Below are 19,991 nucleotides of genomic sequence, written 5' to 3'. Positions count from 1 at the left end.
GTTCGCCCGCCGTACCGATCGTGTATGCCTGCGCTTGGCGAAGCGACCGCAACCTACTCGACGACAGCCCGCCGACGAGAGGCCGACCCCGTGCCCCATCACCCTCCGCTCCGCCGTGCCAGGGCCCTCGCGGCCGCGTCCGGCGTTCTCACGTTGGCCGTGCTGGGCGCCAACGCCCCCGCGCAGGCCGCGAGTTACGGCACGCCCACCATCGCGCTGTCGGCGTCCTACCTCTCCGGGGCCGTCGGGGCCACCGGCGACCCCGTGGTCACGGTGACCGTCGCACAGAGCGGGGCCGACGCCTCGGCGCTCACCGTGGCCGCGTCCGCCAGCAGCAGGAGCGCGGTGGCCGGGACCGGGGACGTCGGCGTCACCGGGAGCGGCGGCAGCCGCCGGCTGGCCGTCACCGCGCACGCCCGTGGGTACACGGACCTCACCGTCAAGGTGACCGGCCTCGGCGGCAAGAGCGCCACCAAGACGCTGCACTACGCCGCGTCCGCCGCCGTGCAGAACGCCACAGGCACCCGCTACTTCACCGGCTCCAGCGACGCATCGGCGGCCGTGGACGTGGGCGGCGGGTATGCCGTCGTCGCCGACGACGAGTCCAACACGCTGCGCCTGTACGACCGTTCGGCCTCCGGCGCGCCCGTGCGGACCTGGGACTTCAGCTCGAAGCTCGGCGTCTCCAAGGAGATCGACATCGAGGGCGCCGCCCGCGTCGGCAACACGATCTACTGGACGGGCTCGCTCGGCAACAACAAGGACGGCGAGTACAAGGCGGACCGCGACACCGTCTTCACCACCACCGTCACCGGCTCGGGTGCCTCCACCCAGCTCTCGCTTGGCGGCTCGTACAAGAAACTGCGGGAGTCCCTGGTCGCCTGGGACCACGCCAACGGGGACCGTTTCGGGTTCGCCGCCGCGACCGCCGACGGGCAGGTGCCCAAGCAGATCGACGGGTTCAACGTGGAGGGCCTGGAGTTCGCGCCGGGCTCCACCAGCACCGCGTACATCGGGTTCCGGGCGCCGCTGGTGCCCCCGGCCGACGGCGGCAAGGCCCTGATCGTGCCGGTCACCAACTTCGACAAGGTGGTGGCCGGCGGCGCCCAGCCGGTCTTCGGCGCCGCCATCCAGCTCGACCTCGGCGGCCTCAGCATCCGCGACATCCGCAAGAACGCCGCCGACCAGTACCTGATCGTCGCCGGTTCGTGGGCCGCGGACGACAACTCCGACCCGTACGCGGTCTACTCCTGGGACGGCGTCGCCGGACACACCCCCGTCAAGCGGGCCGACCTGCCGACCAGCGACCCGGGCGGCTGGGAGGCCGTGGTGGACGTGCCCGACCTCGACCAGGCGGGCGCACGCGCCCAGTTCATCACCGACGACGGTTCCGCCGACCTGTACGGCGACGGCACCGAGGCCAAGGACCTCACCCACGCCGAGTGGAAGAAGTCCCGGGCCACCTGGTTCACGGTGACCGGCTGATCCGGCATCGACGGGGTCGCGCTGCCCGGCCCCGGGTACGCGGCGCACGGGCAGCGGGGGCGCAGGCGCCCGGAGGGCCGGCTTGGAGCATGGCAGTGCGATCTGTACGGGCGTGCAGGCCACGGCCGTGCGGCATGCCCGGCAGTCCGTTCCCCTGGGGGGCCTGCTCGTTACGGGTGCGACGGGAGCGGGAGTTCCGTGCCGTGGTCCTGGCGCATGTGCCGCCTGATCCGCACCCGCGCATCGACCTCGGCCGACTGGTCCCGTTCCTGTACGGCGTGCCGGAGCTGCGCGCTGAGGACGGAGCACGGTCCGCACCCTTCCGTGCCCTGGACCGGCGCTGCGTCGGGCGCCATGGAGCAGCAGCCGTTCCCTGGCGGTTGGATCGCGAACATGGTGCCGCTCCCGTCGTTGCCCACTCGTCTGTGTACTAGTTCAGTCTCCGGAGTGTTGGAAGCACTCGACAAGGGTGGTCAGTGCACTAGTGTGCCGAGCGCCAGGAGTGCTCAACTCCCATGAGGGGAACGGCAGATGCCCGGAGAGAAGACGTTTGCGAAGATCGCCGACCACTTCCGCGAACGGATCATGTCCGGGGAACTCGAACCGGGGGCCAAGCTCCCGACCAACCGGGAGATCGCGGGCAGCTGGCAGACGGCTGCGGCCACGGTGTCGCGCGCACTGCAAGCACTCCAGGTGGAGGGGTACATCAGGGCCACCCCGCGCGGCACGTTCGTGGAGGACACCCCCGTGTGGACCCTGACGCCGAAGGACCGGTTGGAGCGCGTCCAGCGGGTCAAGAGCTTTCTCGCCGTGGGGGAGACGTCCCGGGTGACCGCGGCAGAACTGGTCAAGCCTCCGCTGTACGTCGCGGACATCCTGGACCTTGCGGCCGGGGACCAGGCGGTCCGGCGCGAATGGCTCGCCGGGCGCGGCAGGGCTCGTACCGTGTTCGCCGTGACCTGGTATCCGGCCCCGTTCGCCGCTCTGGTGCCGGATCTGCTCAACACGTCGCCGGGCCGGAACCACGGGCTCACCGCCCGGGTCCTGGAAGCGACGAGGCGCACCATCACGCATGCCAGGGACGACATGCATGCCCGCGAGGCCGACGCCCGCGAGGCAAGCGCCCTGGGCCTCCCGGTCGGGGCTCCTGTGCTGGCGGGCGTCCACCGGTGGTCCGACGCCGAGGGGGTCATCGAGTACGGGGAGTGGTGCCTGCCGTCGCGGTTCACGGTCGGCTACGAGTACACGCCCTGAGCCTGGTGCCGCGGACCCCCGAGTCGCCGCGGGGAGCCCCGAGGGCCATGGAGGCGAGCCACGGCGATGGCGTGGGGCAGCGCGCCACCGGTGTCGGCTGTCGGGGCGGACGGCGCCCGGGGCGCGGGGCGCGGTGGCTGTCCGGGGCGCCGACCGGGGCGTATGCGGGCCCGTCACATGAGACCGGTTCGCTCCGGCGGGCCGTGGCCGGTTAGGTTTTGGGTCATGACCGACACGACTGCTCCTGCTTCGACCGGCGCCGCGGCCGCCGGACTCGCCACCATCGCCGCCGACGGCACCATCCTGGACACCTGGTTCCCCGCCCCCGAGCTCGTGACCGTCGCCGAGCCCGGCCCGGCCGGCACCGAGCGGCTTTCCGCCGAGCGCGCCGCCGAACTGCTCGGCGCGGGTGCGCTCAACGCCGTCGGCGCCGACGAGCGCCGCGGGGTCGAGGTCGTCGCCGTCCGTACGGTCATCGCCTCGATCGACGACAAGCCCCTGGACGCGCACGACGCCTACCTGCGGCTGCACCTCCTCTCGCACCGGCTCGTCAAGCCGCACGGCCTCAACCTCGACGGCCTCTTCGGAGTGCTCGCGAACGTGGCCTGGACCTCGCTCGGCCCGGTCGCGGTCGACGACGTGGAGACCGTCCGGCTCAACGCCCGCGCCGAGGGGCTGCACCTCCAGGTGACGTCCGTCGACAAGTTCCCCCGCATGACGGACTACGTCGCACCCAAGGGCGTACGCATCGCCGACGCCGACCGGGTGCGCCTGGGCGCGCACCTCGCCGAAGGCACCACCGTCATGCACGAGGGCTTCGTGAACTTCAACGCGGGCACGCTCGGCACGTCCATGGTCGAGGGCCGCATCTCGGCCGGCGTCGTCATCGGGGACGGCTCCGACATCGGCGGCGGCGCGTCCACGATGGGCACGCTGTCCGGCGGCGGCAACGTCCGCATCGTCATCGGCGAGCGGTGCCTCGTGGGGGCCGAGGCCGGGGTGGGCATCGCGCTCGGCGACGAGTGCGTCGTCGAGGCGGGCCTGTACGTCACCGCCGGTACGCGCGTGACGATGCCGGACGGGCAGATCGTCAAGGCGCGGGAGCTGTCGGGGGCGTCCAACATTCTGTTCCGGCGGAACTCGGTGACGGGGGCGGTTGAGGCTCGGCCGAACAATGCGGTGTGGGGTGGGTTGAACGAGGTGCTGCACGCCCACAACTAGCCGTTGGGGTGTTTTCCCGCCCGCCGGCCCGTGACGGATGCGGAACGGTCACCCCCGGGGGTTGTCCCACCCGCCCGCCCGTGGCAGATGCCGGGAAGGTTGCCCCCCCCGGGGCTGCGCCCCGGACCCCGGGCGTTGTCCCACCCGCCCGCCCGTGACGGATGCCGGGAAGGTTGCCCCCCGGGGCTGCGCCCCGGACCCCGGGGGTTGTCCCACCCGCCCGCCCGTGACGGATGCCGGGAAGGTTGTCCCCCGGGGCTGCGCCCCGGACCCCGCGGGTTGTCCCACCCACCCGCCCGTGACGGATGCCGGGAAGGTTGCCCCCCGGGGCTGCGCCCCGGACCCCCCCCGGGGGCTCCGCCCCCTGCACCCCCGTCGCGCGGTCCGGCTCGCGCACGCCACGCCGCGAACGCCACCTCCCCAGGGGCGCGGGGAACTGCGCGACCAGCCCCGCACGGTCCGCAGTCGAACGGATCGCGTGGTGGCGGGTCCCGCGAATGGGGCGCCTGTCGCCATCCGCCCGGGGCGGGATCACCTCCCCAGGGGCGCGGGGAACTGCGCGACCGGCCCCGCACGGCCCGCAGCCGAACGGATCGCGTGGTGACGGGCCCGCCGAACGGATCGCCTCCCAGGGGCGCGGGGAACTGCGCCACCGGCCCCGCACGGCCCGCAGCCGAACGGATCGCCTGGCGGCGGCGGGCCCCGCCGAATGGGTCGCCTCCCAGGGGCGCGGGGAACTGCGCAATCCGCCCCGCAACCCCAGCCCGGGGCTGGGTCTGGGCGGCGTGGGGCGGCCCGGCTGGGACGGTTACGTGGCGCGCGCAGTCTCAAGTGCCGCCCGCAGGCGAGACGCCTCCGCCTCGGGCGCCGCCCGCAGTGGCCCCCTCACCGGGTAGCCCAGCAGCGCCTTCGCCGTGACCGCACCCGGCAGACCCGCTGCCATCATCAACTCCGTCAGGGGCAGGGCCAGTTGGTTGAGGCGGGCCGCCTCGGCCGGGGCGGCGGCGTCGTACGCGTCCAGGACCGCCCGCATCGCGCGCGGCGCCACGTTCGCCACCGTGCTCACGTACCCCGCTCCGCCCACCGCGTACAGCGGGAGGTTCAGCTCCTCGCACCCCGAGTAGTACGCAAGCGACGTACGGCCCATGACCTTGGTCGAGCCCAGCAGGTCGTACGCGCAGTCCTTCACCGCCACGATCCGCTCGTGCTCCGCGAGCCGCAGCATCGTGTCGACCTCGATCCGCGTACCCGTGCGGCCCGGGATGTCGTACAGCATCACCGGGAGCGCGGTGCTGTCGGCGACCGTACGGAAGTGGGCCTCAAGGGCGTCCTGCGGCGGTCTGCTGTAGTACGGGGTCACCACCAACAGGCCGTCCGCGCCCGCCTGTTCGGCCGCCCGGGCCAGCGTCACGGTGTGGGCGGTCGACGCGCTGCCCACCCCGGCCACCACCACCGCACGGTCGCCGACCTCCTCGGCCACGGCCCGTACCAGCGCGGTCTTCTCCTCGTCGGAGGTCGTCGGCGACTCCCCGGTCGTGCCGTTCAGGACCAGACCGTCGCACCCGTTGTCAGCCAGGTGGCGCGCCAGCTTCCGTGCGGCGTCGAGGTCGAGCGCGAGAGACCGCGTGAACGGCGTGACCATGGCGCACAGTGCCCGGCCGAACGGGCGGTGGGAGGGGAGGGGGCGAAGGAGTGAGGTCATGCGGCAGTCTCCCCGCCACCGACCGTCAACGTCTACTTAGGTTTGGTGGGGGGCGGCATAAGCTCTGCTTAATGGATGGTGCTGGATGGTGCTAAGTGTTGTGGGGTGGTGTTGGGTGGTGCTGGATGGCGCCCCGACCGGGCCGGTCGCACCGGGGGCGCGGTCACCACAGGTTCCGTTTCGACCACGTCGGATCCCCCGCGTACGGGTGGAAGGAATCCAGGTTGTCCTTCGCCGGGTGCGTGCGCCCCGCCGGGCCCGCCGCGAAGACCCGCAGCAGGTTCTCCGTGACCCGCGACGTGAACCTCGCCGTCGTCCCGTCGATGCCGTGCCCGCCCGCGCCCACCGTCGACTGCACCCACCGCATCGTCCCCGTGTTGAAGACCCCGGCCCCCGAACTCACCGTGTAATACGCCGAGTTGGCGAAGGAGTGGACGCCCCGGCAGGTCAGGGGCGAGTGGGATATGACCTCCATCGGGCGCGGCGTCGTCCCGATTCCGTTCGCCCGGTCGTACTCCGTGCCCACCAGGCCGGGGAACTTCGCGCCCTGGGTGACGCCCGTGCCCTCGAACAGCCAGTGGCCGGGCGAGGTGACCACATAGTCGGCGGTGGTCGGGTTCGACTCGTACAGCGTGCCGGTCAGGGAGTTCTCCGGCTGGGCGTGCGGAGGCTCGCGGAAGTTGGTGGTCGGGGGCTCGCCCTCGCGGCGGCCCGGGTCCTTGGGCCAGTCGTTCTTGTAGCAGACGATCAGGCGCCGGTCACCCAGGGGCGTCTTCTCCAGGCGTATGCGGCGGAAACAGGCGTTCGCGCCGAGGAAGGCTATGTTCGTGCCCCGGTCGCGCACGGCCGTGACCCGGTCGCGCATCGCCTGGGTCCAGTATTCGTCGTGGCCCAGGGACAGCACGGCGCTCGCCCCGTCCAGCAGATGCGGGTCCCGGTCCAGGTCCATGTTCGTGACGTACGCCGGTTCCAGGCCCAGTTTCTCCGCCAGCGCGACGACCGGCTGCTCGTACGTGAGGAACAGGCCGTCGCCGTTCTGGTCGTAGGGGCGGTCGCAGCTCACCGCGCGTGCGCGGTCCGCGTCGTCGCCGGTCGGCCCGTTGTAGAGGCTGTGGCCGCCCCATTCGTTGTACGCCTGCCATGTCGCGACCGCGTTGACGATCACCACCCGGCCCCTGGTGGTGGCCGATCGGACGGTGATCGGGACATGGCGCTGGCCGCCGCTGTCGGCGGTGAGGCGGATCAGGTAGGAGCCCTCGGGCCAGTTGCTGGTGGTGATCTCGGGGCCGGGCGTCCAGTTGGCCGTCACCGTGTAGGTGTCCGGCGCGACCTGCGCCGCGGGCTGCCGGATGCCGGGCAGCGATCCCGACTCCCACACCTTGCGGGCCAGCGCGCCCCCGTACCAGCCCATCCGGAACGCCTCGGCGTGGAACGTCGGCGCGGTGGTGTGCACATGGAGGCGGAAGGTGTCGCCCGACGCGACACTCGTACGGTCCGCGTACCCCTCTACCTCGTGCTCGGCGCCGCGCTTCGTGAGCCGCCAACTCGCGTCGCCCGGGCGGTCGTTCTCCTTCGCGGGCGGCTTCGGGCCCGAGGAGTGCGGGTCGGTGGTCCTGGCGTCCGGACCGTCACCGGGTGCGCAGCCCGCCGCGGCGGCCGCCCCTGCCGCGGCGAGGAAGGCCCTGCGACTGAATGCCGTGCGGTCCATCGCACAACTCCGCTCTGCCGGTGGGTGCCCGAAGGGTCTCGCGTCGGGCCCCTGGAGGGTCCAGTGTGCGCCGGCCGGGTGTCCTTCCCGGACCCGGGTCCCGGCTGCCCGGAGTCACTGGCGCGTGGTGCGCTCCGGGCGTACCACCAGGACCACGCGGTCCTCGGCGTCGCCCACGGGCGCCTTGTACTCCAGGCCGTACCGCCTGGTCAGGACGTCGAAGAACGCGCCCGTCGGGTCGGCGTCCACGCGCTCGACGGAGTTGCTGCGGTCGCTGCTCGGGCGGGCCGTGGCCGCGATCCGCGACCGCGAGGCCGACCGAGCCCCGGCCGGTCGAGGTGGCACGCCGCCACCCGGGCCGACTGAGCCCCGGCCGGTCGAGGTGGCACGCCGCCGCCCCGGCCGACGGCAGTCGGTGGGCCCGGCCGGGAAGGGGCGTGCCCGCCCCGGCCCGGGCCGGCACCGCTACGGGTGGAAGCGGATGATCTGCGGGTCGTGGTCGCTCGTCTGGTTGGCGAACTCCGCGTTGATGTGCACGCTGTCGTAGGCGAAGCCGCGGATCGCCGGGCTGGTCAGGACCTGGTCGAGGACCTGGGTGTTGCCCTGGTAGACGTAGGAGTAACGCTCCTTCTTCGGCAGCGTGCGGTAGGCCGAGCGCAGCGCGCCGCCGTCCTCCAGGGCCTTGGTCGTGCCCGAGAAGTCGAAGTCGTTGATGTCGCCGACGGCCAGCACGTCCGCGTGCTTGTCTACCGCGAGCAGCTGCTTGACGAAGGCGTTGACGGCCTGCGCCTGCTGGAGCCGCTTGGCCTCCGAGGAGCGCGGCACCGGCTGGTGCTGCGAGACCAGGCCCTCGTCGCCGCCCTTCGACGCGAAGTGGTTGGCGATCACGAAGACCGTCCTGCCCTTGAACACGAACTCGCCGGCCAGCGGCTTGCGGCTGTCCTCCCACGCCGGGTTGGCGGGGTCGATACGGCCGGGGGAGAGGGTCAGGGCCGGGTGACCCTTGGCGCCCGTGACGGCGACGGCGGTCTTGTAGTCGCCTCCGGCACGGTCGGTGAAGGAGACCCTTGCCGGGTTGAACAGGAAGCCCTGGCGGATGTTGCCGCCGGGCTCGCCGCCGTCCTTGTTGTTCTCCGGGTCGATGGAACGCCACTGGTAGGCGGGGCCGCCCGCCGCGACGATCGCGTCCGTGAACTTCTTGACGGTCGCCGATGCGTCCACCGTGCCGTCGTTCTTCGCGCCGTTGTTGTCCTGGATCTCCTCCAGGGCCACGATGTCCGGCGAGGCGAGGTTGGTCACCACGCCCTGCGCCAGCGCGTCGAACTTCGACTGCGGGTCGCTCGGGTCCAGGTTCTCCACGTTGTACGTGGCCACCGCCAGCTCGCCGGTGCGCTGCTTGCGGGTGACCTCGCGCTTGAGGCCGTTGTCCTTGACCGTGCCGAGCGTGCGCGCGGTGAGGGTGTAGCCGCCGAACTGGTTGAAGTCCAGCGGGCCCTCGGTGGTCCCGGTCAGGGTGTCGCCCACGTTCGCGGTGGGGAAGGCCTGCTGAGCGGTCGGGATCAGGCTCTGGATCTGGAGACGGCCGGTGTTCTGGTCGTTGTACGAGGAGTACAGCGAGCCGCCGCGCGCAGTGCGGTTCTCCTGCGGCTTCACCGTGACCCACAGCTCGGAGTACGGGTCCGTGGCGCCGACGACCCGCGAGGTGCCGATGCGGACGTTCATGCCCTCAAGGGACTCGTAGTAGTCCGTTGCGTACTTCTTCGGCTGGAGGGTCAGGGCGTTGACGCTGTTGCCGGCGGCCGGGTCGCCGTTCGGCGTGTAGCGGTCCGGCACCGAGCGCGAGGTGATCACGACGGGGGCGGGCACGGCGTTGCCCGAGGAGACGACCGTGACGGTCGGCTTGGAGAGCTCGGTCACCGACTGGTTGCCCGAGGACAGGCCACCGGGAACGAACTCGCTGACGGTGGCGGAGACCTCCACCGCGTCGCCCACCGCGACCGTCGGGTTCGAGCCGGTGAAGACGAAGACGCCCTCACTGGTGGCGGGGTTCTTGTCGGGCGCGGTGTCCTGGAACCAGAAGCCCTTCGAGGAGCCGTAGGCGCGCACACCGGTGACGACGCCGGTCACACCGGTGACCTGCTGACCCGCCAGCGGGGATATCCGGGTGGTGCCCTGGATGTCGTGGATCTTCGCCTGCACGGGTACGGCGGGCGCGGCCTGCGAGGAGGCGGCGCAGACCAGGCCGGCCGCGAGCGCTGCGGCGACCACGGCGGACACGGCGGCGGTTCTGGGAACGGGCATTCAGGTACTCCGGTGTGATGAGGGAGGAGGTGCGTGCGGCGGTGCAGTTCTACGCGCGTCAATCTCTTGTCTGGGGTGGGGAGTTGTCAAGAGTCGCCGGGTGTCGGAAAACCGACAGGCACATGAACCTCCGCGGGTGGGGTGCGGAGCGCCCCCGGGGTGGACCGCCGGGGGCGGGAACGAGCCGCGGGGCGCGGGGGCCGGCGACGGGTGCGCACGGCCGGCGCAACGAAACCCGCTGAAATACGTCTACGCTGGGTGCCGCTCATCCAGCGCTGACCCGGCGCGACCGGAGCGCCCAGACCGTACGGCCGAGGAGTACCCCCAGATGTCCGGAGACCGCCCCACCCTGCCGCCGGTACGGCTGAACTCCGAGGCGGAGCTGGCGCGGGACGCGCTGTCCGCCCCGCTGCTCGCCCGCGCGGTGCGGCTCGCCCGCTGGGCCGGACCCGAAACCAGGGTCGGCGCCGGCGGTGAACTCGTCGAGGAGCAACTGCCCGCGGCCGCCGCCGAACTCGGCCTGGCCGACGACCAGGACGGCCCCGCGTACGCGAGCGAGGCCTGGCGGGTCGCGGTCGACACCGGCCTGGTCGACATCGAGGACGCGGACGAGGCGGACGAGGCGGACGACGCGGCGGGCCAGAAGGACCAAGGCAAGGACCAGGGCAAGGACCAGAACGAGGACGAGGACGCCCTGGGCACGGCCCGGGCCGGCGACAACCTCGCCGTGCTCACCTCGGGCTCGCCCCAGGACGTCCTCGCGATCTGGGCCGACGCCTTCGATGTGGTCTTCGCCGACGCCACCGCCCCGATGATCGACGATTTCGCGGACCTGGTCGGCGAGGACGGCGAGATCGACTTCGAGCGCCTGGAGTGGGACCCGGAGGAAGAGGCCGAGTTCCTTGAGGGCGTCCTCGGCAATCTGTATCTGCTGACCGTCAGCGAGGCCGGCACCTCCGAAGGGCCCGTGCCGCTGCCCGCGCTCGCCGCCTCGATGATCGTCCCGGACGACATGGGCGAGCCGACCGACGACATCCTGGAGCAGGTCTCCGACGCGATGATGCGCCTCGACGACCAGTTCCGGCTCCTGGAGCCGATCGGTCTGGTCGAGTACGAGCCCGTCGACGAGGCGCTGATGGCCGAGGTGGGCGACGAGCCCGCGCCGCCGGTCGAGGACGAGGACGTCTCCCGCTACGGAATGGTCCGGCTGACCCCCCTCGGCCTCTACGGCGTACGCGCCCGGATGCTGGACGCGGGCGTGGACGCACCGGCCGTCGGCGACCTGGCGGCCAAGGGCGCGGACGCGCTGCTCGACGGCATCGCCTACTTCCCCGAGCTGTCGGCGCGCGCCGAGACCGAGCAGTGGCTGGCCCGCCGTGAACCGGCCGACGCGGCAAGGGAGTTGCTGGCCGCGGCGCGGGGTGCCGACGCGGGCGGGCCGCTGCGCCGGCTGCACTGCCAGCAGGCGCTCGCCCTGACCGGCGCCTCCGCGGAGCCGGCCGTGCGCGAGGTGCTGCCCGACCCCGAACTCGGCGGCCTCGCCCGGGTCTGGCTCGCCGAGCGCGGCGCCCCCGACGTGCCGCCGCCCGCCGAGACCATGATCTTCTGGCTGGCCGTTGACACCATCGCCGCACAACTGGCGGTGGAGGGCGACCTGGAGGAGCTGCAAGACCTCGTCGAGGGCCTGGTCGGCCGGCACAGCGGGTTCTTCGACGCGGCCTGGCGGGTGGACCACCCCGCGACCGCCGACGTCCTGGAGGCGATGGGACGGCTGCACCCGGACAAGGCCACCGCCAAGGAGGCCCGCAAGGCCGCCTTCAAGGCCCGCTCCCGCGCCTGACCCACCCGCGGCCCCTGACCCCACCCCCTCCCGAGGGCCCACCCGCCATCCTCCCGAGCCCGGCCACCTGCCATCCACCCGAGCCCGGCCCACCCGGGCTCCACCCACGCCCGACCCCGCCCGCGCCTGCCCCCTCCGATCCTGCTCGCTCCGACCCCGCCCGGCGGCCGCACGGCTGCCGGGCGGCGGCGCGTCCGACGCTCCGTCAGCGCTCCGAACCGCCGCTGCCCGGCGCCCAGTTGGGGAGGGGGATGGACCCGAGCCGACGTCTGCGCGCGCGGGCCCGGGAAAATACCTGGCGTGCCGTCGGCCCCCGCGCCTATGGTCGTTCTTGTCCAGGTGCGCAGGCAGGACCTACTTCCACTGCTAACGGGGAGGTCGCGGGTTCGAATCCCGCCGGCGGCATTCGTGCCGGTGTAGCTCAGGGGCAGAGCACCAACTGTCGGTTCCGCCGCCCTGATCTCTGGACACCCACACTTCATTCGCTCGTGCACCTCCCGGTGCGCAGGCCACGGCTCCTTCTTCCACGAAATCGCCGTTGCCGACTTTGATCTCGGGAGGCCATTCACCATGGCTCGATTCAACACGCGCGCCGCCAAGGCGCCCGTCTCGTCCCCGGTGGCGACCACCGGCGCCGTCGCCAGCACCCATGAGGGCGGTCTCGGCCGGCTGCGGGACGCCAAGTCGGAGCTCTTCCTGCTCGCCGTCGCCAACTTCGTTGCCCAGCAGACCTTTTACGAGAGCGGCGACGACCGCGACGACCGTTTCGCCACGCTCGTGCGCCGGCTCGCCGTCGAGGATGCCGAGTGGACCGCGGGGCTGCTCGGCTGGCTGCGCGGCGAGGGCGGAATGCGTACCGCCTCGATCGTCGGCGCCGCCGAGTACGTCAAGGCGCGCCTCGACGCGGGCGCCGAGGACGGGCCCGCCAACCGGCACGTCGTCGCCTCGGTGCTGCTGCGCCCCGACGAGCCCGGCGAAATGCTCGGATACTGGACCGCGACGTACGGCCGCAACGTGCCCAAGCCCGTGAAGCGGGGGATCGCCGACGCCGTACGCCGCCTCTACAGCGGCAAGTCGCTGCTCAAGTACGACACGGCGTCCAAAGGGTACCGCTTCGGCGACATCCTCAACCTGGTGCACGCCTCGCCCGACCCGGCCAAGCCGTGGCAGGGCGAACTGTTCCGGTACGCACTCGATCGCCGGCACCACCCCGACACGGCGCGGCCGCCGGCCGGCGACCGGGTGCTGAACGCGCACCGGGCGCTGATGGCGCTCCCGGTCGAGGAGCGCCGGGCGGTCGTGCTCGCACCCGACGGGTCCGACCGGCTCGCCGCCGCGGGTCTGACCTGGGAGGCGCTGGCCGGCTGGCTCCAGGGGCCGATGGACAGGGCGGCCTGGGAAGCCGTCATCCCGTCGATGGGCCCGATGGCGCTGATGCGCAACCTGCGCAACTTCGACGAGGCGGGCGTCTCGGACGAGGTGGCGGCGCGGGTGGCGGCGAAGCTCTCCGACCCCGAAGTCGTCGCGGCCTCCCGCCAGTTCCCGTTCCGCTACCTCGCCGCGTACCAGCACGCGCCGTCGCTGCGCTGGGCGTACGCACTGGAGCGGGCGCTCGGTCACTCGCTGGCCAACGTGCCCGCGCTCGGTGGCCGCACGCTGATCCTGGTCGACCGGTCCGGCTCGATGTGGTCGCCGCTGTCGGAGCGTTCGAAGCTCAACCGGGCCGACGCCGCCGCGATCTTCGGCACTGCGCTCGCGCTGCGGGCCGGCGCGGCAGACCTCGTGCAGTTCGGCTCGGGCAGCGCCGAGGTGGCGTACCGGGCCGGCGAGTCCGTCCTGAAGATCCTCGGGCGCTTCGGTGACCTGGGCGGCACCAACACCACCGAAGCGGTCCGCAGGCACTACCGGGGCCATGACCGGGTGCTGATCGTGACGGACGAGCAGACCACGGGCCACTGGAGCGGAGGCCCGACGGAGCAGATCCCGGAGAACGTGCCGGTCTACACCTGGAACCTCGCGGGGTACCGGGCGGGGCACGGCCCGTCGGGCCAGGCCAACCGTCACGTCTTCGCGGGCCTCACGGACGCGGCGTTCCGCATGGTGCCGCTGCTTGAGGCGGGCCGCTCGGCCACCTGGCCGTGGCTGCGGGGCTGATGCGTGCGATGCCTCGGTCACCTGGGGGCGCCTGGCCGTGGCTGCGCGGCTGATGAGCGCGATGCCTCGGTCACCTGGCCGTGGCTGCGCCGCTGATGCGTGCGACGGCTCCCGCCATCCCGGGGCCGGGGCCGATCGGGGTCTGAGGGCCGCCCGGGTCCGGGGCTCATGGCCGGGCGGTGCTGAGGGCCGCCCGGTCCTCAGGCCCGCGTCAGTACCAGGCTCACATTGTGTCCGCCGAACCCGAAGGAATTGGCCAGTGCGGCGTCCCAGGACCCCGTGCGGTTCTCTCCCGCGACCACGTCGAGGGTGACCTCCGGGTCGAGCCGGTCCAGGTTCCGTGTGGCCGGCACCGTGCCGTCCCGCAGGGCCAGCAGCGCCGCGATCGCGCCCACCGCTCCGGATGCGCCCAGCATGTGACCGGTCATCGACTTGGTGGCCGTGACCACGGGACGTGTGCCGAGCGCCTTGGCCACCGCCTGTGCCTCGGCGAGGTCGCCCGAGGGGGTGGAGGTGGCATGGGCGTGCACCACGCCGATGTCAGGACCGCTCAACTCGGCGTCCCGCAGCGCCGATTCGATCGCACGGACCTGGCCCGCCACGTCCGAGGCGGTGATGTGGTCCGCGCTGGACGTGACGGCCGCCCCGGCGACCGAGCCGTACACCCGGGCCCGCCGGGCCCGCGCGAACTCCGCCCGCTCCAGGACGAGTACACCCGCGCCCTCGCCCATCACGAAACCGCTGCGGTCCACATCGAACGGACGCGACACCGCCTGCGGGTCCCCGTCCGCGGTGGACAGCGCCTTCATCTGGGCGAACGCGGCGATCGTGAACGGATGCAGACAGGCCTCGGTGCCGCCCGCCACCACCACATCGGCCCGGCCCGCGCGGATCAGGTCGAGGCCCATCGCGATCGCCTCCGCACCGGAGGCGCAGGCACTGACCGGGGTGCGGGCGCCGCCCTGCGCGCCGAGTTCCATGGACACCCAGGCGGCCGGCCCGTTCGGCATGAGCATCGGCACGGCGTACGGGGAGAGCCGCCGGGCGCCGCTCTTCTCGAACGTGTCGTCCTGGCCCAGGGTGCTCAGCACGCCCCCGGTGCCGGTGCCGATCACCACGGCAAGCCGCTCCGGCGCGACCTGTGGGGCGCCCGCGTCCCGCCACGCCTCGCGCGAGCCGATCATCGCCAGTTGTTCACACCGATCAAGTTTGCGGGCCTCGACCCGGTCGAGCAGGGAGACCGGGTCGATGGGCAGCCCGGCGGCCACCCGTACCGGCAGCCCGGCCCCCCACTCCTCCTCGATGGGGCCGGCCCCGGATGTGCCCGCCAGCATGCCCGCCCAGGTCGTGGCCGCGTCCGCGCCGAGCGGGGTGATCGCGCCGAGCCCGGTGACGAGTACTTCTCGTACTTCTCCAAGATCGCTCATGCTTCGACCCTGCCAGCCGGGGGTGGCTCGCGGGGATGGCGGGGACGCAGCGATTTGTCCGGGGGGTGTTGTGGAGATCCCACAGTGCTCCCGGTGCCCTGGGCCGGGCGTGGGACGCGGCGGCCCGGCCGGGACGGGTGGGCTACAGGGCCTCGGCCGAGGGCTTGACCATGCCGCGCGCCGTGCGGGACTTCACGAAGGCGCCGACCCCGGTCATCTCCCACTCCCCGGAAAACTGCTTGATCAACTTCGCCATGATCACCCCGGTCTGCGGCTCCGCTCCCGTCAGGTCGAAGCGCACCAGCTCCTCGCCGCTCGCCGCGTCGATCAGCCGGCAGTATGCCTTGGCGACCTCGTTGAACTTCTGGCCCGAGAAGGAGTTGACGGTGAAGACCAGGCCGGTGGCCTCGGCGGGGATGCGGCCGAGGTCGACCACGATCACCTCGTCGTCACCCGCGCCCTCGCCCGTCAGGTTGTCGCCGGAGTGCTTGATGGCGCCGTTCAGGATGGAGAGCTTGCCGAAGTAGCACGTGTCCAGGTGGTTGCGCTGCGGGCCGTAGGCGATCACCGATGCGTCCAGGTCGATGTCCTTGCCGCGGAAGGCGGGCTCCCAGCCGAGCCCCATCTTGACCCGGGAGAGCAGCGGACGGCCGCCCTTGACCAGCGAGACCGTCTGGTTCTTCTGGAGGCTGACGCGGCCCTTGTCCAGGTTGATCTTCCCGCTGCCCGCAGGGGTGGGGGCGGGGGCTGCCGGTGCCGCGGGGGCCGGCGCAGGTGCGGCAAGGCGCGGGTCGGCGGGCGGGGCGGACGGCATGGGGGGTGCCGCGGGGGGCGTCGTGGCGGCGGGCTCCTCCACCGAGACGCCGAAGTCCGTCGCGATCCCGGCCAGCCCGTTGGCGTACCCCTGGCCCACCGCGCGGGCCTTCCAGGCGCCGCCGCGCAGATAGATCTCCATGACCACCAGGGCCGTCTCCGAGCCGAGCCGCGGCGGGGTGAAGGAGGCGATCACGCTGCCGTCGTCGCCGTTGCGCAGGGTGGCGGTGGGCTCGATGCCCTGGAAGGTCTGGCCCGCCGCATCCGGACTCGCGGTCACCACGATCTTCTCGATGCCCGGCGGCACGGCCGACGTGTCCACGGTGATCGCGTCGGGCGCGGTGCCGCCTCCGGGGCGGTGGCTGACACCGGGGCCCTGCGGCTGGTTGTAGAAGATGAAGTCGTCGTCCGAGCGCACCTTGCCGTCGGCGGTGAGCAGCAGGCCCGAGACGTCGAGCCGCACGGGGGCGGCGACGTCCACCGTCACGCGGGCGGTCGGGAGCGGGAGGTTCGAGCCGGGGGTCATTGCGGTCATGCCCCGGAAACGAGCGGCACCGCTTTGCGGTTCCTTGAACCTCGGCCGAATGTCGGCGCCGGGTTCCGCGTGCGGGACCCGGTCAGTGCGGCCAGATCGGCGGGTCGGTGACGAAGTGGCCGCCGAGGCGGGCGTGCTCGGGCCTGTCCGGGTCGAGTTCGCCCTGCTCGGCGACGAGCTCGGCGGCGTACCGCTCGGAGTCGTCCTGCGGCTCGTAGCCGAGCGCCCGCGCCGAGGAAAGGTCCCACCACAAACGGGTGTTGGCCGAGGATCCGTACACCACGCTGTGCCCGACCCGCTCGGCCGTGAGCGCGGCGTGGAAGAGCCGTGCCCCGTCGCCGGGGCTCAGCCAGATCGACAGCATGCGTACGGATGTGGGCTCGGCGAAGCAGGAACCGATGCGGACCGAGACGGTCTCCAGGCCGTGCTTGTCCCAGTAGAACTGCGCGAGGTCTTCTCCGAAGGCCTTGGACAGGCCGTAGAACGTGTCGGGGCGGTGCGCGGTGGCGACCGGCACGAGCGGGTCGGCGCCCTGCGGGCGGGGCGTGAACCCCACCGCGTGGTTGGAGGAGGCGAACACGATCCGACGCACCCCTTCCGCGCGCGCGGCTTCGTAGAGGTTGTAGGTGCCTTCGATGTTGGCCCGAAGGATCTTGTCGAAGGAGGCTTCGAGCGAGATCCCCGCGAGGTGCAGGACGGCGTCGGCCCCGCGCACGGCCGCGCGCAGCGCGTCCTTGTCCGCCAGATCGGCGGTGATCGCGTCCGGCTCGCCGGGGATCGGCGCCATGTCCAGGAGCCGCAGCCGGTATCCGTACGCCGGGAGGAGCCCGCGCATCAGGGTGCCGAGCCCGCCGGCGGCGCCGGTGAGCAGGACGGTGCGGGGTGCGGGCATGGGCTCTCCTTGGGATGGGGGGCGGGGCGCGGGTGGCGGTGCGGGGAGCGGGGGTGCGGGGGTGCGGGGAGCCATACGGCGATGCGCGCGTATGGCATGCACGCGTACGGCATGCACGCGTACGGCATGCACGCGCACGGCCATGCATCCATGGACACGGTTCACATGCGTGGACACGCTAGGGAGCGGGGGCGAACCGCGTCAAGTGGCGCGCGGAGGCGTGCAATTCGCCCGCGCCCCGGGGTTGTTCGGCTTGACCGCCGCCACGGTGCTGACCTAGCGTGGTCGTGTTCAAGAGTATGGACGACAGTCAGAATTGTGCACGACGGTTCTTGCCCAGGGAGCAGCCCGTGACCTCAGCCCCGCTAGCCGCCCGTCTCGCTCACGTCAGCGGACCGCTGTTCTTCCCCGTGACCGCGTACGGGCCGGACGGCAGCCTCGACCTCGATGTCTTCCGCGCGCACGTGAGGCAGGGGATCGAGGCCGGAGCGGCCGCGGTGTTCGCGTGCTGCGGGACGGGGGAGTTCCATGCCCTGACCCCCCAGGAGTTCCGGGCGTGCGTCGCCGCGGCCGTCGAGGAGAGCGCGGGGCGCGTCCCCGTGGTGGCCGGCGCCGGATACGGCACCGCCCTTGCCGTCCAGTACGCCCGGCTCGCCGAGGAGGCAGGCGCCGACGGGCTGCTCGCGATGCCTCCCTACCTCGTCGTCACCGACCAGGCGGGCCTGCTCGACCACTACACCGAACTCGCCGCGGCCACCCGGCTCGACATCATCGTCTACCAGCGCGACAACGCGGTCCTCACCCCCAAAACGGCGGTCGCGCTCGCCCGCGTGGACGGCGTCATCGGCTTCAAGGACGGCCTCGGCGACCTCGATCTGATGCAGCGCATCGTCAGCGCCGTACGCTCGGCGGGCCTCGACCCGCTGTACTTCAACGGGCTTCCCACCGCCGAACTCACCGGCCTCGCCTATCGCGGCATCGGCATCACCCGCTACTCCTCCGCCGTCTTCTGCTTCGCCCCCGACATCGCTCTGGCCTTCCACCGCGCCCTGGAATCGGGCGACGACGCCACGGCCAACCGCCTCCTCGACGGCTTCTTCGTGCCGCTCGTGGAGCTGCGCAACCTGGGCCGCGGGTATGCCGTTTCGCTGGTCAAGGCGGGGGTGCGGCTCGGAGGTCTGGACGTCGGCGAGGTCCGGCCGCCGCTGAGCGAACCCGACGCCGCCCACGTCAAGCAGCTGGCCGCGCTCATCGAGCGGGGCCGGGCCCTGCTGGCGGCGGACGGGACCGTGAAAAAGGAAGACGGTTCGCCCGCGCCCGGCGTCGACGGGGGCGGCCCACGCCCGAGCGGGCCGGGCCGGAGTGGGCCGGGCCGGAACGGCTCGCAGACGGACGGGGCGGGCGCGTGAAGGCGTCCGCGTTCCTCTACCCCTGGGACGTCACGGGCGACCCGGACGCACCGTCCCGCATCGCGGACCTCGGCGTCCGCCAGGTGACCCTCGCCTCCGCCTACCACTCCACCCGCGCCCTGACACCGCGCCACCCGCGCCACCGCGTCGTCACGGCCGAGTACACCGCGCTGCTGTACCCGCCGGACGAACTGTTCTGGCGCAGACGTGAGTTGAGGCCGTACCCGCCCGGCCCCTGGGCGCCCGGCGACGCCTTCGGCCGGGCCGCCGACGCGCTGGCCGCCGCGGGGCTCGACGTCCACTCCTGGGTGGTGCTCGCCCACAACTCCCGGCTCGGCACGGAGCGCCCCGAGACCTCGGTGGTCAACGCGTACGGCGACCGCTACCCCTGGGCGCCGTGCATAGCCCAGCCCCACGTCCGCGCGTACCTCGTCGCCCTGGCGGCCGAGGCCGCGGTGCGCCCGGGCGCGTCCGGTACGGAACTGGAATCCTGCGGCTGGTACGGGCTCGCGCATCCGCACGCGCACGACAAGATCGCGGGCTTGGCGCTCGACGACACCGCGCAGTATCTGATGTCGCTGTGCTTCTGCGGCTCCTGCGCGCAGGGCTATGCCGAAACCGGCCTGGGGGCCGAGGAGTTGCGCACCCGCGTGCGGCGGGCGCTGGAGCCGGTGTGGCGCGGGGGGCCGGTGGCGCATCCGGGCGCGGACCTGTTCGCCGCGACCCTGTCCTTCCGCAGGCGCGCCGCCCGTGAGCTCCAGGAGTCGGCCGTCTCGGCGGTACGAGGACGCGCCCACGCGGGGTTCCAGGTGCTGCTGCACGCGGATCCGCGTCCGGAGCGGTGCGGGGCGAACGTGGGCGTCGACCCCAAGCACGTTCTCGGCGTGGCCGACGGGGTGGTGGTGCCCTGCGCGGGCGGGCCGGAGCTGTTGCGCCCCTTCGCGGCGTGCGGTGCCCGGGCGGCCGTACTCGCGGCGAACCTCACGGTGGTGTCGGGGATGGGGGGCCGACCGGAGGCACTGGCGGACGAGGCGGCGCGGGCGGCGGAGCTGGGGGCGACCGAACTGCGCCTGTACCACGCGGGGTTGGCGTCCGACGCGGATCTCGCACAGCTGCGAAACTCAGACGCGCTGACCTAGGGGGTGTCTGGTGGATCAGGGCCGGGGGTGCGGCGCCTGGCACGGCACCTCGCGGCGTTGCCGAAACGCCCCGATAGCTCCGCTATCACGACGTTCCGGCGCCTTGCGATG

General features: G+C 72.7%; 15 protein-coding genes. 7 read left to right on the top strand and 8 right to left on the bottom strand.

Annotated elements, in window-relative coordinates; translation table 11 throughout:
• Positions 1 to 90 precede the first annotated feature (90 nt).
• Positions 91 to 1,485, top strand: a complete 1,395-nt coding sequence (locus ACGFW5_RS14140; protein WP_393834481.1) for a hypothetical protein — start codon at positions 91 to 93, stop codon at positions 1,483 to 1,485.
• Positions 1,486 to 1,655: 170 nt separating this feature from the next.
• On the opposite strand, the gene ACGFW5_RS14135 is transcribed toward ACGFW5_RS14140, so the two are convergent.
• Positions 1,656 to 1,841: a hypothetical protein gene (locus ACGFW5_RS14135; RefSeq protein ID WP_393834480.1), complete on the bottom strand. Its 186-nt coding sequence runs from the start codon at positions 1,839 to 1,841 to the stop codon at positions 1,656 to 1,658.
• Between the two features lie 175 nt (positions 1,842 to 2,016).
• Between ACGFW5_RS14135 and ACGFW5_RS14130 the strand changes: the two genes are divergently transcribed.
• A complete protein-coding gene (locus ACGFW5_RS14130) occupies positions 2,017 to 2,739 on the top strand; it encodes a GntR family transcriptional regulator (RefSeq protein ID WP_393834479.1) in 723 nt (240 codons plus the stop codon).
• Positions 2,740 to 2,964: 225 nt separating this feature from the next.
• Entirely contained in the window at positions 2,965 to 3,960 is a 996-nt protein-coding gene (gene dapD / locus ACGFW5_RS14125) for a 2,3,4,5-tetrahydropyridine-2,6-dicarboxylate N-succinyltransferase (RefSeq protein ID WP_393834478.1), read from the top strand.
• A gap of 808 nt (positions 3,961 to 4,768) precedes the next feature.
• Here dapD and dapA read toward each other — a convergent pair.
• From dapA to ACGFW5_RS14105, 4 genes are all read right to left on the bottom strand, one after another.
• Positions 4,769 to 5,662, bottom strand: coding sequence for a 4-hydroxy-tetrahydrodipicolinate synthase (gene dapA / locus ACGFW5_RS14120; protein ID WP_393834477.1), 894 nt, complete (start codon positions 5,660 to 5,662; stop codon positions 4,769 to 4,771).
• Between the two features lie 163 nt (positions 5,663 to 5,825).
• A complete protein-coding gene (locus tag ACGFW5_RS14115) occupies positions 5,826 to 7,370 on the bottom strand; it encodes a N,N-dimethylformamidase beta subunit family domain-containing protein (RefSeq protein WP_393834476.1) in 1,545 nt (514 codons plus the stop codon).
• A 114-nt stretch (positions 7,371 to 7,484) separates the two neighbouring features.
• A complete protein-coding gene (locus tag ACGFW5_RS14110) occupies positions 7,485 to 7,715 on the bottom strand; it encodes a hypothetical protein (protein ID WP_393834475.1) in 231 nt (76 codons plus the stop codon).
• Between the two features lie 120 nt (positions 7,716 to 7,835).
• On the bottom strand, positions 7,836 to 9,671 hold the full coding sequence (locus ACGFW5_RS14105) for an endonuclease/exonuclease/phosphatase family protein (RefSeq protein WP_393834474.1): 1,836 nt from the start codon (positions 9,669 to 9,671) through the stop codon (positions 7,836 to 7,838).
• A gap of 328 nt (positions 9,672 to 9,999) precedes the next feature.
• Here ACGFW5_RS14105 and ACGFW5_RS14100 point away from each other — a divergent pair, with 328 nt between their 5' ends.
• Together ACGFW5_RS14100 and ACGFW5_RS14095 are read left to right on the top strand one after the other, a co-directional pair.
• Complete coding sequence (locus tag ACGFW5_RS14100) at positions 10,000 to 11,511, top strand: hypothetical protein (protein WP_393834473.1); 1,512 nt, start codon at positions 10,000 to 10,002, stop codon at positions 11,509 to 11,511.
• A gap of 570 nt (positions 11,512 to 12,081) precedes the next feature.
• Positions 12,082 to 13,665 carry a TROVE domain-containing protein gene (locus ACGFW5_RS14095; protein WP_393834472.1) on the top strand — a complete coding sequence of 528 codons (1,584 nt, stop codon included), beginning with the start codon at positions 12,082 to 12,084 and terminating at the stop codon, positions 13,663 to 13,665.
• A gap of 200 nt (positions 13,666 to 13,865) precedes the next feature.
• Here the strand turns inward: ACGFW5_RS14095 and ACGFW5_RS14090 are convergent, their stop codons facing one another.
• The 3 genes from ACGFW5_RS14090 to ACGFW5_RS14080 form a co-directional block, all read right to left on the bottom strand.
• On the bottom strand, positions 13,866 to 15,092 hold the full coding sequence (locus tag ACGFW5_RS14090) for a beta-ketoacyl-[acyl-carrier-protein] synthase family protein (RefSeq protein ID WP_393834471.1): 1,227 nt from the start codon (positions 15,090 to 15,092) through the stop codon (positions 13,866 to 13,868).
• A 142-nt stretch (positions 15,093 to 15,234) separates the two neighbouring features.
• Positions 15,235 to 16,440 carry a TerD family protein gene (locus tag ACGFW5_RS14085; RefSeq protein WP_393834470.1) on the bottom strand — a complete coding sequence of 402 codons (1,206 nt, stop codon included), beginning with the start codon at positions 16,438 to 16,440 and terminating at the stop codon, positions 15,235 to 15,237.
• An 82-nt stretch (positions 16,441 to 16,522) separates the two neighbouring features.
• Entirely contained in the window at positions 16,523 to 17,332 is an 810-nt protein-coding gene (locus ACGFW5_RS14080) for an NAD-dependent epimerase/dehydratase family protein (protein ID WP_393834469.1), read from the bottom strand.
• Positions 17,333 to 17,682: 350 nt separating this feature from the next.
• Between ACGFW5_RS14080 and ACGFW5_RS14075 the strand changes: the two genes are divergently transcribed.
• Together ACGFW5_RS14075 and ACGFW5_RS14070 are read left to right on the top strand one after the other, a co-directional pair.
• Positions 17,683 to 18,741 carry a 5-dehydro-4-deoxyglucarate dehydratase gene (locus ACGFW5_RS14075; RefSeq protein ID WP_393834468.1) on the top strand — a complete coding sequence of 353 codons (1,059 nt, stop codon included), beginning with the start codon at positions 17,683 to 17,685 and terminating at the stop codon, positions 18,739 to 18,741.
• Positions 18,738 to 19,880: a hypothetical protein gene (locus tag ACGFW5_RS14070; RefSeq protein WP_393834467.1), complete on the top strand. Its 1,143-nt coding sequence runs from the start codon at positions 18,738 to 18,740 to the stop codon at positions 19,878 to 19,880. Before ACGFW5_RS14075 ends, ACGFW5_RS14070 begins: the two co-directional genes overlap by 4 nt.
• Positions 19,881 to 19,991 lie beyond the last annotated feature (111 nt).

Source organism: Streptomyces sp. NPDC048416 (genome assembly GCF_043200435.1).
Lineage (GTDB): Bacteria > Actinomycetota > Actinomycetes > Streptomycetales > Streptomycetaceae > Streptomyces.
The sequence above is the reverse complement of the archived record's forward strand: the minus strand, read 5'-3'. Positions and strand labels throughout refer to the sequence as shown.

Bases quoted from the DNA above. Each gene is read 5' to 3' on its own strand.
- ACGFW5_RS14135 (WP_393834480.1), bottom strand. From the start codon at position 1,841: ATGGCGCCCGACGCAGCGCCGGTCCAGGGCACGGAAGGGTGCGGACCG.
- ACGFW5_RS14130 (WP_393834479.1), top strand. From the start codon at position 2,017: ATGCCCGGAGAGAAGACGTTTGCGAAGATCGCCGACCACTTCCGCGAA.
- dapD (WP_393834478.1), top strand. From the start codon at position 2,965: ATGACCGACACGACTGCTCCTGCTTCGACCGGCGCCGCGGCCGCCGGA.
- dapA (WP_393834477.1), bottom strand. From the start codon at position 5,662: ATGACCTCACTCCTTCGCCCCCTCCCCTCCCACCGCCCGTTCGGCCGG.
- ACGFW5_RS14115 (WP_393834476.1), bottom strand. From the start codon at position 7,370: ATGGACCGCACGGCATTCAGTCGCAGGGCCTTCCTCGCCGCGGCAGGG.
- ACGFW5_RS14105 (WP_393834474.1), bottom strand. From the start codon at position 9,671: ATGCCCGTTCCCAGAACCGCCGCCGTGTCCGCCGTGGTCGCCGCAGCG.
- ACGFW5_RS14100 (WP_393834473.1), top strand. From the start codon at position 10,000: ATGTCCGGAGACCGCCCCACCCTGCCGCCGGTACGGCTGAACTCCGAG.
- ACGFW5_RS14095 (WP_393834472.1), top strand. From the start codon at position 12,082: ATGGCTCGATTCAACACGCGCGCCGCCAAGGCGCCCGTCTCGTCCCCG.
- ACGFW5_RS14090 (WP_393834471.1), bottom strand. From the start codon at position 15,092: ATGAGCGATCTTGGAGAAGTACGAGAAGTACTCGTCACCGGGCTCGGC.
- ACGFW5_RS14085 (WP_393834470.1), bottom strand. From the start codon at position 16,440: ATGACCGCAATGACCCCCGGCTCGAACCTCCCGCTCCCGACCGCCCGC.
- ACGFW5_RS14080 (WP_393834469.1), bottom strand. From the start codon at position 17,332: ATGCCCGCACCCCGCACCGTCCTGCTCACCGGCGCCGCCGGCGGGCTC.